The sequence below is a fragment of the Ruegeria sp. CDSA034 genome (assembly GCF_059612275.1).
Window position 1 is genome coordinate 80,167 of sequence record NZ_JBXWQH010000001.1, and the last position, 15,295, is coordinate 95,461.

The 15,295-nt window shown below is 57.6% G+C and carries 13 protein-coding genes and 1 tRNA gene; 9 read left to right on the forward strand and 5 right to left on the reverse strand.

Annotated features, from left to right (window positions below; translation table 11 throughout):
• Window positions 1–36: 36 nt before the first annotated feature.
• Window positions 37–225: a hypothetical protein gene (locus tag AC2FLJ_RS00400; protein WP_058271699.1), complete on the forward strand. Its 189-nt coding sequence runs from the start codon at window positions 37–39 to the stop codon at window positions 223–225.
• A gap of 1 nt (window position 226) precedes the next feature.
• On the opposite strand, the gene AC2FLJ_RS00405 is transcribed toward AC2FLJ_RS00400, so the two are convergent.
• Window positions 227–943, reverse strand: a complete 717-nt coding sequence (locus tag AC2FLJ_RS00405) for an RlmE family RNA methyltransferase (RefSeq protein ID WP_058271698.1) — start codon at window positions 941–943, stop codon at window positions 227–229.
• Window positions 943–2,055, reverse strand: coding sequence for a Ppx/GppA phosphatase family protein (locus AC2FLJ_RS00410; RefSeq protein ID WP_109311858.1), 1,113 nt, complete (start codon window positions 2,053–2,055; stop codon window positions 943–945). The genes AC2FLJ_RS00405 and AC2FLJ_RS00410 overlap by 1 nt, the downstream gene beginning before the upstream one ends.
• 241 nt (window positions 2,056–2,296) lie before the next feature.
• On the opposite strand from AC2FLJ_RS00410, the gene AC2FLJ_RS00415 reads away from it, so the two are divergent.
• The 4 genes from AC2FLJ_RS00415 to AC2FLJ_RS00430 all read left to right on the forward strand — a co-directional run bounded on the left by AC2FLJ_RS00415 (window position 2,297) and on the right by AC2FLJ_RS00430 (window position 5,075).
• The gene (locus tag AC2FLJ_RS00415; RefSeq protein WP_058271696.1) at window positions 2,297–2,593 is read left to right on the forward strand and encodes a virulence factor; all 297 of its coding nucleotides are present in this window, start codon (window positions 2,297–2,299) and stop codon (window positions 2,591–2,593) included.
• 26 nt (window positions 2,594–2,619) lie between these two features.
• Entirely contained in the window at window positions 2,620–3,546 is a 927-nt protein-coding gene (locus AC2FLJ_RS00420) for a methylenetetrahydrofolate reductase (protein WP_496695555.1), read from the forward strand.
• Window positions 3,547–3,555: 9 nt separating this feature from the next.
• Window positions 3,556–4,617, forward strand: a complete 1,062-nt coding sequence (locus AC2FLJ_RS00425; protein ID WP_058277989.1) for a methyltetrahydrofolate cobalamin methyltransferase — start codon at window positions 3,556–3,558, stop codon at window positions 4,615–4,617.
• A 384-nt stretch (window positions 4,618–5,001) separates the two neighbouring features.
• Window positions 5,002–5,075, forward strand: a tRNA-Gly gene (locus tag AC2FLJ_RS00430).
• A 66-nt stretch (window positions 5,076–5,141) separates the two neighbouring features.
• Here AC2FLJ_RS00430 and AC2FLJ_RS00435 read toward each other — a convergent pair.
• Window positions 5,142–5,999 carry a class I SAM-dependent methyltransferase gene (locus AC2FLJ_RS00435; protein WP_496695553.1) on the reverse strand — a complete coding sequence of 286 codons (858 nt, stop codon included), beginning with the start codon at window positions 5,997–5,999 and terminating at the stop codon, window positions 5,142–5,144.
• 25 nt (window positions 6,000–6,024) lie between these two features.
• Window positions 6,025–8,067, reverse strand: coding sequence for an ASKHA domain-containing protein (locus AC2FLJ_RS00440; RefSeq protein ID WP_496704201.1), 2,043 nt, complete (start codon window positions 8,065–8,067; stop codon window positions 6,025–6,027).
• A gap of 218 nt (window positions 8,068–8,285) precedes the next feature.
• Between AC2FLJ_RS00440 and guaB the strand changes: the two genes are divergently transcribed.
• The 3 genes from guaB (at window position 8,286) to AC2FLJ_RS00455 (ending at window position 13,374) form a co-directional block, all read left to right on the forward strand.
• Window positions 8,286–9,734 carry an IMP dehydrogenase gene (guaB, locus tag AC2FLJ_RS00445; RefSeq protein WP_058271691.1) on the forward strand — a complete coding sequence of 483 codons (1,449 nt, stop codon included), beginning with the start codon at window positions 8,286–8,288 and terminating at the stop codon, window positions 9,732–9,734.
• A gap of 83 nt (window positions 9,735–9,817) precedes the next feature.
• Window positions 9,818–10,975 (forward strand): RsmB/NOP family class I SAM-dependent RNA methyltransferase, encoded by a 1,158-nt coding sequence (locus AC2FLJ_RS00450; protein WP_496704202.1) that lies wholly within the window; start codon window positions 9,818–9,820, stop codon window positions 10,973–10,975.
• 104 nt (window positions 10,976–11,079) lie between these two features.
• Window positions 11,080–13,374, forward strand: coding sequence for an ATP-binding protein (locus tag AC2FLJ_RS00455; RefSeq protein ID WP_496704203.1), 2,295 nt, complete (start codon window positions 11,080–11,082; stop codon window positions 13,372–13,374).
• Here the strand turns inward: AC2FLJ_RS00455 and AC2FLJ_RS00460 are convergent, their stop codons facing one another.
• Window positions 13,375–13,968 (reverse strand): sulfotransferase family 2 domain-containing protein, encoded by a 594-nt coding sequence (locus tag AC2FLJ_RS00460; RefSeq protein WP_496704204.1) that lies wholly within the window; start codon window positions 13,966–13,968, stop codon window positions 13,375–13,377.
• Between the two features lie 192 nt (window positions 13,969–14,160).
• On the opposite strand from AC2FLJ_RS00460, the gene recA reads away from it, so the two are divergent.
• Window positions 14,161–15,228 carry a recombinase RecA gene (gene recA / locus AC2FLJ_RS00465; RefSeq protein WP_058271688.1) on the forward strand — a complete coding sequence of 356 codons (1,068 nt, stop codon included), beginning with the start codon at window positions 14,161–14,163 and terminating at the stop codon, window positions 15,226–15,228.
• Window positions 15,229–15,295: the final 67 nt, after the last annotated feature.

Consider the following 15,295-nt stretch of genomic DNA (forward strand, 5'->3'; position numbering starts at 1 on the left):
GCTGAGGCAAGAATTGCCCCAGCTTATAGGTGACACATGTTTCTCAAACCGGTCCACACGTCCAAGCTCAAAAAGCCACTGGCTTTGTCGCAACGGATCGAGGAATTGCGGGCCCGACCACCGGAATACATCAATCACGGCCAAGCGTTGTTGATACAAGGTATTGCCGCCGCTTCACTGCGCGAACAGGTGCTGACAGAGGATCGGATTTCGCTGGACGACTGATCTAGCCCCGGAACCCGGTTGCGACAACGAACTTCTCGGAACTGTCCGAACGCGACGCGGGTGGTTTCACATTCGCAACTTTGTCGAATTTCTGCTTCAGCAGCTTTTGCAGATCGCCTTCGGCGCCACCGGCCAGAACCTTGGCAACAAACGTGCCGCCTTCTTCCAGTACGTCAAAGGCGAAATAGGCCGCCGTTTCGCACAGAGCCATGATGCGCATGTGGTCGGTTTGCTTGTGCCCAGATGACGACGCGGCCATGTCGGACATCACCACGTCAGCCTTGCCGCCCAGCCACTCTTTGACCTTGTCGTCGGCATCGTCTTCCATGAAGTCCAGCACATGTGCCTCGGCACCTGCGACCGGTTCGACCTCTTGCAGGTCGACACCCAGAACTGTGCCTATCCGTTTGCCGGAACGTTCGCCCAGCGCATTCACTCGTTTGACCGCGACTTGCAACCATCCACCCGGCGCACAGCCCAGGTCGACGACACGTGCACCCGGCACGAGGAACCGGTACTTTTCGTCCAGCTCCAATATCTTAAACGCTGCGCGCCCACGGTACCCTTCGACCTGCGCACGTTTCACATAGGGGTCGTTCAGCTGCCGCTCGAGCCAACGGGTCGAGCTGAGCTTACGCCCGCGTGCAGTCTTTACCTTGACCTTCAGGTCACGCTGCCCGCGCCCCGAGTTGTTTTTGCCACTTGGTGTCTTCGCCATCAGAACGGTCCGTCTTCCAGTACGCCGTCCGCGCTCATTTGCGCATAGAGCAGGCCTTCGCGCAGCCCCCGGTCCGCCACGGAAAGGCGGTCGGTGGGCCAGCATCTTAACAGCGCCTGCAAAATGGCCGAGCCGGACATGATCAGGGCCTGCCGGTCATCGCCGATACGCGGATCCCGGCGCCGACCCTGAGGGCCGAGTTCTAGATACCCTCGTATGACTTTGTCAATCTGATCGCTGGTCATGCGCAAACCATCGACCTTGGTCCGGTCATAGCGTTTAAGCCCAAGGTGTGAGGCTGCAACGGTTGTTACCGTGCCGCTGGTGCCGACGATCTGGAACCCAAGGCGGGCTTGCTCGTCCTTGTAAGGTGCGAAATCGGCGAGGTTTTCTTCGAAAAACCAGCTCATCAGGGCAAAGCGGGCGGAGTCATCTTCGACGTCGTTGAACTGATCGCGCAGGGTTGCAACACCCAGGGGTACGCTGATCCAGTCGACGACTTTTGCCGCAGGGAAGGGGCTGTCAGTCGTGTGAAACCCATGGTGCAGCCGCATGATCGCGGCCGGACGGTCCCGGCGCGGTACGGATGAGATGTCGATCCACACCAGTTCGGTTGATCCGCCACCAATATCCACGACCAGCAATTGATCGGTCTTGGTGGACACCAACGGCGCGCAGGAGATCACGGCCAAGCGCGCCTCTTCCTCGGGCTGGATGATCTCAAGCGTCAGTCCGGTTTCGCGTTTTACCTGCCGGATAAATTCGCGTGAGTTTTTGGCACGCCTGCACGCCTCGGTCGCGACCAGACGCATGCGCCTGACCTTGTTGCGTTTCAGCTTTTGCTGACAGATGCGCAGTGCCTGAATGGTGCGCGCCATCGAAGACCGAGACAAACGTCCGGTCCGTTCCAAACCCGCGCCCAACTGCACGGATTTGGAAAAGCTGTCGACCACATGGAAGCCGCTGCCCTTAGGCTGGGCTATCAACATGCGGCAACTATTGGTTCCCAAATCCAGCGCCGCATACAACGCATCTGGATCGGGTCTTGCCGGCGCGGGGCTTTCGACCGCCTTCGGGAACGCGCCCGCACCTTTGGGACGCTTGGGCGCCATATTAAACGCCCTCCGATTTTCGAGTTACCCCGACCATAGGTCGGGCGTGTGCGTCGTGCAAGACGCTCATTAAAGTGATGAGAATTTTGATATGCGCGTTTGGTTCAGTCTTCGTTACAACCCCGGTATCCCATCGCGGGCAAAAACGTCGCTGGAAATGCGCCGTGTGTCGAAAATCGACCGACTTGCCCCCACATAGACGTTTAGAACCGGTCCATCTGGTTAGGAGGAATCAAACGCAATGCCTGACGTCACCATTGTTTACTGGCGCGATATTCCCGCCCAAGTCATCGTCGGCAAAGGCCGTCGTGGCGCAAAGCGGCAATTAGAGGAACGGTTCGAACAAGCCATCGACCGCGCGGCCATGAAGGTGAACGCCAAGGACAGCGATGCCTATCTGGCCGAATGGCGCAAGGCGGCCCCCTTCGCAGTCGACGGCGACCCGTCCGAGATTGCCGAGGCCGAAGCCACGCGTTTGGAAACGGAATACGATCAGGACCGCATCAAAGCCCTGATCGCCAATGACGGTTGGGCATGAGCCCGAGACATCTATGGGAGGCCGCAATGGCTTTGCTGAACTTCAAGAAACGTGATGCGGTCGAAAACGGCCCTGTAAACCCGACCGTCGAAGCCTTTTTGCAAGGCTATTCGATTGAGGTGATGCCGCGCACCGCCGAAAAGGTCGAAGATTTCCGCGCGTTGCTGCCCGAAGGCACACGCGTTTACATCGCCCATATCGAAGGCACTCCGATCGAGGATATGGTCAAGACCGCCAAGCGGATCGCTGACGAAGGTTATCCGGTGATGCCGCACTTCCCTGCGCGGATCATCAAGGACGCCGCCACGCTGGAAAACTGGATTTCCATGTATCAGGGCGAGGCGGGCGTTGATCAGGCATTGCTGCTGGCCGGTGGTGTTACCAACCCGCACGGCGATTACGACAGCTCGATGCAGTTGCTGGAAAGTGGTTTGTTTGACAAGGCGGGCTTCAAGCGCCTGCACGTCGCGGGTCACCCTGAGGGCAACAAGGATATCGACCCCGACGGCTCGACGAAGAATGTCGACGACGCGCTGCGCTGGAAGCAGAAATTCAGCGAGACCACGGATGCCGAAATGGCGCTGGCAACACAGTTTGCCTTTGAAGCCAAACCGATCATCGAATGGGCCGACAGTTTGAAAGAAGCTGGTATCGATATTCCGATCCATATTGGTATCGCTGGTCCGGCCAAGCTGCAGACACTGATCAAGTTTGCCATCGCCTGCGGTGTTGGTCCGTCGCTGAAGGTCCTGCAAAAGCGTGCGATGGATGTGTCCAAGCTGCTGCTGCCCTATGAGCCGACCGATGTGATCACCGAGCTGGCCAACCACAAAGCGGCCAACCCGGATTTCAACATCACCAATGTACACTTCTTCCCGCTTGGCGGCATCAAGACCAACGCCAACTGGGCCATCAATAACGGCGGCGCTTCGGCAAAGCCTGCAAACTCCTAAGGAACGGACATGACGCGTACAGTCGTAGAATCAAAAACAAAAACTGCCGTTCTGGGCTTTGACGAACCGTTCTGCGTGATCGGTGAGCGGATCAATCCGACGGGCCGTAAGAAACTGGCGGCCGAGTTGGAAGCCGGCGATTTCTCGACCGTCGAGAAAGACGCGTTGGCGCAGGTTGCCGCTGGCGCAACCGTTCTGGATATCAACGCAGGCGTTGTCTACAATTCGAACCCCAACCCGAACGAGACCGAACCGCCACTGATGCGCAAGATCGTCGAGCTGGTGCAGGGTCTGGTTGACGTACCGCTATGTGTCGACTCGTCCGTTCCCGGCGCTTTGGAAGCTGGTCTTGAAGCTGCCGAGGGCCGCCCGTTGCTGAACTCGGTCACCGGTGAAGAAGATCGTCTGGAACTGGTTCTGCCGCTGGTCAAAAAATACAACGTGCCGGTTGTTGCGATCTCGAACGATGACACCGGTATTTCCGAAGATCCCGATGTGCGCTTCGAAGTGGCCAAGAAGATTGTTGAGCGGGCCGCCGATTTCGGTATCCCTGCGCATGACATCGTTGTTGACCCGCTGGTGATGCCCATCGGCGCGATGGCAACCGCGGGTCAGCAGGTTTTTGCGCTGGTCCGTCGCCTGCGCGAAGAACTGGGCGTAAACACGACTTGTGGTGCTTCGAACGTTTCCTTTGGTCTGCCAAACCGCCACGGGATCAACAATGCGTTCCTCCCGATGGCAATGGGCGCAGGCATGACGTCGGCAATCATGAACCCGGTGGCGCTGCCTGTGGGTCCCAAAAAGCTGGCCGAGAAAAAGGCCGAGGTCGAAGCCAAGGGGATCATTCTGCCTGCGGACATGGACGACGAAACTTTCTGTCAGCTATTCGGTCTGGGCTCGACCAAGCCGCGCGCCGGTAAGGAAATGGAGGCCATCCGTGCCGCCAATCTGCTGACCAATAATGACCCGCATGGTGGCGAGTGGATTCGGTTCAACAAATCCCCGGAAGAGGCCGGCGCAGCGGGCGCTGTTGGTGGCCGTCGTGGTGGCGGGCGTCGTCGTCGCGCATGATCCAATCACTTCTAGAGAAAAAAGGCCGGACCATGTGTCCGGCCTTTTTTCGTATTGGTGCTGATCGCCGCCGGAACCTGACAAGATCGCTAGATTAGTGGCGATATCGCGATAGTCGTCACGTACGAAGATGAGCCAACATCATCGCCCAACACAGGCAGACGCTGACTTAAGCAAGCGTTTGGGAAAAAAGAAAATTTCGAGGATCTGGTCGATCTGCAAGCGCAACTGGCGTTGAGGCAGAAGATTTTTCTATTTCACGGAGCCAGGTGCGTTGTCCTGTTCGAAGGTTGGGGTGTGTCAGGACGGAACAAGGCGATGCCGCTTTTCCGATGATGGGTTCTTGAAGTCGATAAGCCTCTGGTGATATCGGTGAAAAACGCGGCGGGTATGATGTAATGGTAGCCTGTCAGCTTCCCAAGCTGAACGCGCGGGTTCGATTCCCGCTACCCGCTCCAGAACTCAGTTTGTCATCGGAAAAGCTTAGAAATCAGCGCTTTGGGCGTGGTTACGTCTGTGGTCATTTACTCCGGGCGACGCGCCTGAAATAGGTTGATATCAGCCGGGATGTGCACCGCACCATTTTTGGCAAAGGGGTGAAACGCTTCGGCGACGGCGTGTTGGATCGCAGTCACGTCTTCGGGTTTACCGTCGAAATGGGTAATAACACGGGCGGCGGGGCCAACACGGGTACACAAGGCGGCGCAATCCAGCAAAGAGCCTTGAAAGTCCAACATAAGGTTAACAGAATCGGCGCGAATATTGCTTAGACCTGCCTTTTCCAGCAACCCGGTAACACGCTCACGATCATGAAACGCCAAGGGGCCCGGTGCATTCCGGTCGACCTTGGGCGGCGTGCCCAGCCGTTCCGAGGCCGCGATATGGGGCATTCTGAACCATGGGTTTCCGGGCAATGGCCCCCAGGCGGCAAAGGTCATCGTGCCGCCGGGCTTTAGCGCGCGGGTCATGTTGGTAAAGGCGGCAACCGTATCCTCAAAAAACATGACCCCAAATCGCGAGATCATGGTGTCTCGGTCCGCTGCTTCAAAGGCGTAGGTCTGGGCGTCGGCGAACTGGAAGGTGATGTTTTGCGATCCGGCATCGGATGCCCGTGCCGATGCGCGGTCCAGAAATGGCTGCGAGACATCTGCAGCCAGAACGTGGCCTTCTGGCCCCACGGAATGTGCGGCGGCGATCGCGCTTGCACCCGTACCACAGCCGATATCCAGAACACGCATGCCGGGTTTTAATCCGGCACGTTCTAGCACCAGATCAAGGACCGGGGCCATCAGTTGATCCAGCTGGTCCTCATAGGTCAGCCATTTTGCTCCAGACGGGGATTTCCCCCAATATTCCGCCTGTTCCTCGTTTGCGATCTGCATGTCGCCTCCCTTATGTCAGGGGTGACTATGACCGCCTGCGCCGTCTGCGACCAGAGCCTTCTTCTCCACCACCGGCATTGAAGGAGGGCGAGGGCAGAGTGACCACTTGCGACAATTCCGGGAACGGATCCGTCTTGTGCGGGATGGCATTGGCGGCAACGAAATGGTCCTGAAATTTCGGCTCAATGGCCGTTTCGACCTTGGTGATCTCACGCACGACACGCTCAATCTCGGACCGGGCACCAATGTTGCACAAGGCAATCCGCGCACCGGTGCCAGCCGCGTTGCCTGCACTTGAGACTTTGTTCAAGGGCGCATCGGGGATCATACCCAGAACCATCGCGTGCTTGGTCGAAATATGCGCGCCGAACGCCCCGGCCAGCACAACGCGATCCACCGTGTCGACGTTCATTTCATCCATCAACAGGCGTGCACCGGCATAGAGCGCGGATTTGGCCAGTTGGATGGCGCGGATATCGCCCTGCGTGACCGTGATGCGCGGACCGCCCTCGGCGCTGGCGTCGTGGATCAGATAGGCGTGGGTGCGACCTTCGGGTACACAACGGGGCGTGCCGGTCTGATCTGCAGACCCGATCAGGCCGCTTTCGTCCAGCAATCCGGCGATGCGCATTTCGGCGACCGCTTCGATAATGCCCGAGCCACAGATGCCGGTAATGCCGCTTGTGGCAATCTCTTGATCAAAGCCTTCCTCGTCGGACCATTTTTCGGACCCGATCACGCGAAAGCGCGGTTCCTTGGTGACAGGGTCGATTTCAATGCGCTCAATCGCCCCGGGCGCGGCACGCTGGCCGGAACTAATCTGCGCGCCTTCGAATGCCGGGCCGGTGGGTGAGGAACACGCCAAGACGCGGCTGGTATTGCCCAGCAGGATTTCAGCGTTGGTGCCCACGTCCACGATAAGCACAAGGTCTTCGGATTTTCCCGGTTCCTCCGACAGTGCCACCGCGGCGCAGTCGGCGCCGACGTGGCCCGCAATGCACGGCAAGATGTAGACCTGTGCGCGCGGGTTCATATTTGTCAGGTCCATCTCACGCGCAGGCAGGGACATGCTTTCCGAGGTTGCTAAGGCAAAGGGGGCCTGACCCAACTCAACCGGGTCCAGACCCAGCAGCAGATGGTGCATCACAGGGTTACAGACGAAAACCGTTTCCACGATCAGCTCGGAACTAATCCCGGCTTCCTCAGAAATTGAGGTGGTCAAATCGTTGATCGCCTCTCGTACGGCTTTGGTCATCTCCTGATCACCGCCGGGGTTCATCATCGAGTATGAAACGCGGCTCATGAGGTCTTCGCCAAAGCGGATCTGCGGGTTCATCAAGCCCGAGGACGCTTTGACCTCGCCGGTCTCCAGATCGGTCAGGTGAGCTGCGATTGTGGTCGAGCCAAGGTCGATGGCCAAACCATAAAGCCCATGTTCATGCAATCCGGGCCAGATTTCGACCACGCGCGCCACTTCATCCTTGTGGCCTTTGTGGAGGGCAACGGTGACCTCCCATTTGCCCTTACGCAGGACGGGCTGCAGCTTGGACATCAGCGAAAGATCGGCGGTGATGGCGACAATGTTCCACTGCTCGCGCAACGCGCGTTCCAGCCGTTCCAAATCGCCTGTTGGCGAATGCATGTCGGGTTCTTCCACCACCACGAAATACAGCCGGGTTGCCGGGTCCATCGTAATGGCCCGCGCGGTGGCGGCCTTGCGAACAACCTGACGGTGGACCTGGCTTTCGGGTGGGACATCGATCACGATGTCGCCCTGAACTGTCGCCTGACAGCCCAGGCGACGGCCCGATTTCAAGCCGCGTTTGTCATCGTAACGCTGTTCGACCGCGTTCCATTCGCTCAGCGCGTCCTCGGATACGGTTACGCCGTGTTTAGGAAACTCGCCATAGCTGGGTGTGATCTGACATTTCGAACAAATCCCACGGCCGCCGCAGACCGAATCCAGATCCACACCCAACTGCCGTGCAGCGGTCAGAACCGGGGTGCCCACGGGGAAATGCCCGCGTTTGCCTGACGGAGTAAAGACGACAAGGGGGTCGGTGGTCATTTTTTGGCCTGCCTTTTGTATTCGCGCGTATGCCCGGCAAGATATGGGTTTGTGCGCAAAGGGAAAGGCCATTCAGCGGCACGTTTTGAACGTCTTGCGTCGTTTTTTGCCGCGGTATCGGCTAGCGAAGGGAAACTAGTTTAGGTCAGGGGCTTTTCCTTAGGTTAAATCCATGTAATAGGGTCACCGCCAAACGGGCTTTTGCATGGGGTTAACAGATGCAGATTCGTGAGGCACTTACCTTTGACGATGTTTTATTGGTTCCGGCGTCCTCGTCGGTGCTGCCGGCGACGGCGGATACGGCCACGCGTGTGACGCGTGAAATCACGATGAACATCCCGCTGCTCAGCTCGGCCATGGACACGGTGACCGAGGCGCGCATGGCCATCGCAATGGCGCAGGCAGGCGGCATCGGTGTTGTTCACAAGAACCTGACGGTCGAAGAGCAAGCCCGAGAGATTCGTCGCGTGAAGCGATTTGAGTCGGGCATCGTGTACAACCCGGTCACGCTGAGCGTGAACCAAACGCTGGCGGACGCGAAGGCGCTGGTGCAGCGCTATAACTTTACCGGCTTTCCGGTCGTCGATGAAAGCGGGCGCGTCGTGGGTATCCTGACCAATCGCGACATGCGCTTTGCGACCTCGGACGAGACGCCGGTTCACGTGATGATGACATCGGACAATTTGGCGATGCTGCAGGAACCTGCAGATCTGGAAGAGGCCAAGAGCCTTATGAAAGCCCGCCGGATCGAAAAACTGCTGGTGGTCGATGGTGAGGGCAAGCTTACAGGCCTGCTGACCCTGAAAGATACCGAGCAAGCCGTGCTGAACCCGACCGCCTGTAAGGACCGGCTGGGACGCCTGCGGGTCGCTGCGGCGACTTCTGTTGGTGATTCTGGTTTCGAACGGTCCGAACAGTTGGTGGATTCGGGCGTTGATATCATCGTGGTCGACACTGCTCATGGGCATTCGCAGGGCGTTCTGGACGCGGTGCGGCGGGTCAAGACACTCTCAAACGAGGTCCAGATCATTGCGGGCAATGTAGCGACGAGCGAGGCCACCAAGGCGCTTATCGATGCCGGTGCGGATGCAATCAAGGTTGGCATAGGGCCGGGCTCCATCTGCACAACCCGGATGGTTGCAGGCGTCGGCGTACCCCAATTGACAGCGATCATGGACTGCGCGACGGCTGCCGGAGATGTTCCGGTCATCGCCGATGGTGGCATCAAATTCTCAGGCGATTTCGCCAAGGCCATTGCCGCAGGCGCGTCCTGTGCAATGGTTGGCTCGATGATCGCGGGAACGGATGAAAGCCCGGGTGAGGTGATCCTGTACCAGGGCCGTTCGTTCAAATCCTATCGTGGTATGGGCAGCCTTGGCGCCATGGCACGCGGGTCGGCGGATCGCTATTTCCAGAAAGACGCGGCCAGCGACAAGCTGGTTCCCGAAGGGATCGAAGGGCAGGTGCCCTACAAGGGATCGGCCAGTGCAGTAGTTCACCAGCTGGTCGGCGGCCTGCGCGCGGCGATGGGTTATACCGGCTGTGCAACGGTCGAAGAAATGCGCAAGAACTGTAACTTCGTCAAAATCACCGGCGCTGGCCTGAAAGAAAGCCATGTGCATGACGTTCAGATCACGCGTGAAAGCCCGAACTACCGGGTAATGTGACGCAACAGAGTTTGCAGCACGGCGCTCCAACGCGGGCGCCGTTTTGCGTTTTTTGGGTTTGGCAGAGAAATCGGAAATATCTTATGACCCCAGCAGCGCGTGTTCAGGCTTCGATTGAAATCCTTGATGATATCCTCGCAGGGGCACCGGTTGAAAAGGCTTTGACAGGATGGGCGCGCCGCAGCCGGTTTGCGGGCTCGAAAGACCGGGCCGCCGTGCGCGATCACGTTTTCGAAGCGCTGCGTTGCAAACGGTCCTTCTCGGCCTTGGGCGGGGCAGAAACCGGGCGCGGGTTGATGATCGGTTCGATCCGGTCAACCGGCGGTGATCCAGAGGCGCTGTTTACAGGCGAACGATATACGCCAGAGCCGTTAACCGCCGCCGATGCACCGCGCGCGTTCAGCTCGGATGCCGAGCGGTGCGACATCCCCGAATGGCTCTGGCCGCGCTTTCAAACGTCGCTCGGGGATCAGGCAGAGGCGGCGGCACAGGTATTGCAAACCCGTGCACCTGTTCATTTGCGTGCTAATCTTGCCAAAACCGATCGTGCTGGTGCGATTGCTGCTTTGACCGTTGATGGGATCAGCGCGCAGGACCATCCGGCGTGTGAAACCGCCCTAGAGGTCACTGAAGGGGCCCGGAAAATTGCCCAAAGCCGCGCTTATTCCGAAGGTCTGGTTGAATTGCAGGACGCAGCCAGCCAAGCCGTGGTCGCAGCGCTCGATCTCCAGCCAGGTCTGCGTGTTCTGGATTATTGCGCAGGCGGTGGCGGCAAGTCCTTGGCTCTGGCGGCCCATTCGGGTGTCGAGGTCTTTGCGCATGATGTGAACGTAGGGCGCATGCGCGATCTGCCGACGCGGACGAAACGGGCCGGTGTGCGTGTTACCTGCCTGCAGCCGGAAGATGTGGCCCGTCAGGCGCCGTTCGATATTGTCCTGACGGATGCGCCATGCTCGGGCAGCGGCTCGTGGCGGCGTGCCCCGGCAGGTAAATGGTCACTGTCGGAAAAGGGGTTGCACGCGCTAAATGTACTTCAGTCCGACATCCTGAATTCCGCCGCTCAACTGGTTGGACCGGGTGGAATTTTGACCTATGCAACCTGTTCCATGTTGGATGACGAAAACGGCGATATTGTCGACGGATTTCTGAAACTGAATCCCGACTGGACCGAAACGCTGCGAAAGTCGTGGCTTGTGACACACGGTGCAGACGGGTTCTTTACGTCGCACTTGACGCGATAGCGCGTCATTGAATAGCAACCTTAGGTAGAAGTTTCCGCTGTCCTTAAGGGGGCGTTAACCAAATTCGGGCTGAGTGTGACAAAGCCTTTTGACCTGAGTTGTTAATGTCCGACATTGCAGAGATCTTTTCTGAGCCGACCTCGCGAAAAACACCGGCCTTCTCGCGCCTTGTGCCACTCGTTGTTTTGGGCGCATTGCTGAGTTTAACACCGGTGACAGACGTTTTGCCTACCGCTTGGAATACGGGTCTTGTTGTTGCTGGTGTGTCATTGTTGTCCGCAGGTCTTCTGGTTGTTTTTCGGGGGTTTACGGCCGACCGGACGGCGCGTAGTTCGGCAGAAGTGATGGCCGTATTCACTGAACAGGACTTGTGTCCGACAGTGATCGCCAACGCAAATGGCGATATTCTGAGCGCGAACACACGAGCAAGGGCGCAGATAAGTGCTTTTCCGGGTGCGCGATTACAGCATTGCCTGAAATCCAGATTCGCTAATCCCGCAGCGATCCTGCTGCGCCTGCAATCTATCGCGGAAATCCACGAACGCGCCCGCGAAGATATCGTGACCGTTGGTTCGACAATCCCGATCTCGGTGTTCAGCGTGGGGCAGGATGTATTCTGCTGGCGGTTCCATCTGGATGAAGACGGGCAATGGGATGACGCCCCTGTCCCAGTGCTGACAGAGGGTCGCAACGGGGCAATTCTGCGTGTGAACGGAATGGCAGAGGCCATGATCGGTCACAGGCCCGACGTTATGGGTAAGATATTTCCCAATGACATCCCGCAACCGGGTGAAATCTCGCTGGTTGAAACTTCGGACGGGCGGGTGCCTGTGACCGTGTCCGAGCTGTCCCGCTCGGGCACTGTGCGCGATCTGCTTTTGTTGCCGATGAAATCTGCGGGTCCATCCGGGGGCGATGCCCCGTTCGCTGAGCTGCCAGTGCCGGTGATGTGTCTGTCGCCCGAAGGGGAAATTCTGGATGCGAACCGGATGGCGATTAAGCTGATCGGAGAGATCCAGCCGGGAGAGTCGAACGTGGCCGAAATCATGCACGGGCTGGGCTATCCCATTCTGGATTGGTTGGCCCGCATCGCGACCGAAGAGAATGCCACTCCCCGATCGGAATTTCTGCGCCTGTCACGACAGGATAAAGAGGTTTTCGTGCAGGTCACGCTGAACCGAGTGACGTGCAAGGGACAGATTTGTCTGATCGCTGTCGTGAATGATGCGACCGAGTTGAAGACACTGGAAGCTCAGTTCGTGCAGGGGCAAAAGATGCAGGCCGTCGGGCAATTGGCGGGCGGCGTGGCGCATGATTTTAACAATCTTCTGACTGCGATTTCTGGGCATTGCGATCTATTGCTGCTGCGGCATGATCAGAATGATCCGAACTATGGTGACCTGGTTCAGATCAACCAGAACGCAAACCGGGCCGCGGCGTTGGTAAGTCAACTTCTCGCATTCTCGCGAAAGCAGACCCTGCAGCCCGAGGTTTTGGACCTGCGTGACACAATTTCCGACCTGATCCATCTTTTGAACCGCTTGGTGGGCGAAAAGGTTCGCCTGACGTTAAGCCATGATCCCGTGCTGAAGCCTGTACGCGCAGACAAAAGGCAGCTCGAACAGGTCTTTATGAACCTGGTTGTGAACGCACGGGACGCGATGTCCGAAGGTGGCGAGGTACGTATCGAGACCGAGGTTGTGTCTCTGACCGAACCGCTCCGGCGGGACCGTGCAACGGTACAACCCGGCGAATACGTCACCGTTAAAGTGATCGACAGTGGCACCGGTATCCCAGCGGACAAGCTGCAAAAAGTTTTCGAGCCATTCTATACCACCAAGCGCACCGGTGAGGGGACCGGTCTTGGATTGTCGACGGTCTACGGCATCGTCAAACAGACCGGAGGGTTCATCTTTGTCGATAGCATTCAGGGCAAGGGAACCGAATTTACCGTGTATCTGCCGGTTTCAACCGCACCGCAGAAAATCGATCAGGATATCGCCAGCTTTCCGGAAAACCCAACGTCCCGGCAGGGTGAAGGCGTAGTTCTGCTGGTTGAGGATGAGGCCCCGGTTCGGGCCTTTGCCACGCGTGCATTGCGACTGAAGGGCTACACCGTGCTCGAATCCGGGTCCGCCGAAGAAGCACTGCACCTTCTGGAGGATGGGTCGGTGCATGTGGATGCTTTCGTGACAGACGTAGTCATGCCCGGCATGGATGGGCCAACCTGGGTGCGCAAAGCGATGGAGACCCGACCAAATGTGCGGGTGATCTTTATGTCTGGCTATACCGAAGGCGCCTTTGGCGATTCAGGCCCCGAGATTGCGAATTCCACCTTTCTGCCCAAGCCATTCTCTTTGACGCAGTTGACCGAGGCTGTGTTTAACCAACTGAACTGACTAACGCGCCGCGTCGTGGCAGGAAAACTCCTCAGCGTGGTGCTTGCGAAACTTCTTTTCCGTTTCCGGCGACAAGAATAGGTCGCGCTTTGGTGAGACATTCTCGAGTTGCAGGGTGATTTCCATGTTCAACCGGTCCTGCAGAAAGCTCAGGATCTTATCCTGGTTTTCGTACTTGAAAACATGCGTCGCACCGAAACCGTTGTTTCGGGTGCGGAAAAACTGGCTCTGACTGCCGACATCTGCGAATTCCGGGCGGGGGTTTTGCATGTAACCCTGAACAAAATCATCAAAGCTCAAGTCGCGGGTTGAATGCGGGTGCCCAATGCGGTCGTCCCGGCTGCGGTATTTGTACCAACTGCCGAGCCAGTCGATAGGTTCGCGCACGACGGCCATGATTTCCATTTCGGAGTCATACATTTTGCGAAAAATGTTTTGAAAAAACCTGTCATAACGGCGAACAGGCGCATGTTTCAATTCGGGCGGGCCGGTGACGACAAAGTCGGCCCGCGCGCTAAGGGCAGTGTGATAGGCTGTGCTGCCGGTTTTTGGAACTGCCAGAAACGCAAGGCGTTCCTTATAGAAAACAAGCATTTATTCGCCCTTCGCCGCCTAATTTAGTAGTCGCAGATTGGCGTAAACGACTCTTTAACACAATTGCCGAACAGTAAGTATTGTAAGTTTTAGTTGAAATGTTCTCTTTTTGGTCCCATAAGGAACAAGAGGCGAACAAAGCAGTGATTGCCGCCCGATCATGGGTGTGACAAAAGAGAAGGCGACAGGACAATGGCGGATCTTCTGACAATGAGCGACAAGAAAAACGCAGACAAGCAAAAGGCGCTTGATAGCGCGCTGGCGCAAATCGAACGGCAGTTCGGCAAGGGCTCGATCATGAAGCTTGGTGAGGATTCCAAGCAAGACATCGACGCAAGCTCGACCGGATCACTGGGTTTGGATATCGCGCTGGGAATCGGTGGTCTGCCGATGGGCAGGATCGTCGAGATTTATGGCCCGGAAAGCTCGGGTAAGACCACGCTGACACTGCATTGCATAGCGGAACAGCAAAAACGCGGCGGGGTGTGTGCATTCGTGGATGCCGAACACGCGCTGGATCCTCAATATGCCCGCAAACTGGGTGTTGATCTGGATGAGCTTCTGATCTCGCAGCCTGACACAGGTGAACAGGCGCTTGAGATCACCGATACGCTGGTGCGTTCGGGCGCTGTGAATATGGTTGTCGTCGACTCAGTTGCGGCTTTGACGCCGAAATCGGAACTCGAAGGCGACATGGGCGACAGCAGTGTTGGCGTGCAGGCCCGATTGATGAGCCAGGCGATGCGTAAACTGACAGGCTCAATCAGCCGCTCGAATTGCATGGTGATCTTTATCAACCAGATCCGCATGAAAATCGGCGTTATGTTCGGCAGCCCCGAAACCACGACTGGTGGTAACGCGCTTAAATTCTACAGCTCGGTTCGTTTGGATATTCGCCGCATCGGCGCGATCAAAGATCGTGATGAGGTTGTCGGCAACCAGACGCGCGTCAAGGTGGTCAAGAACAAGGTGGCGCCGCCCTTCAAACAAGTGGAATTCGACATCATGTATGGCGAAGGCATCAGCAAGATGGGTGAGTTGCTAGATCTCGGCGTCAAGGCTGGAGTGGTCGAGAAATCGGGCTCGTGGTTCAGCTATGGCGACGAACGGATCGGGCAGGGGCGTGAGAATGCCAAGCAATACCTGCGCGACAACAGCCGCATTGCGCTGGATATCGAAGACAAGATTCGGGCCGCGCACGGCCTGGAGTTCGACATGCCACCCGGTTCTGCCGAGGAAGATGACATCCTCGAGGCGTAACAGCCCAATTGGGGGCCGCAAAAATCCCCCGGTTTTGCAAGAATTGAGAATACTCGAAACTAGGCGG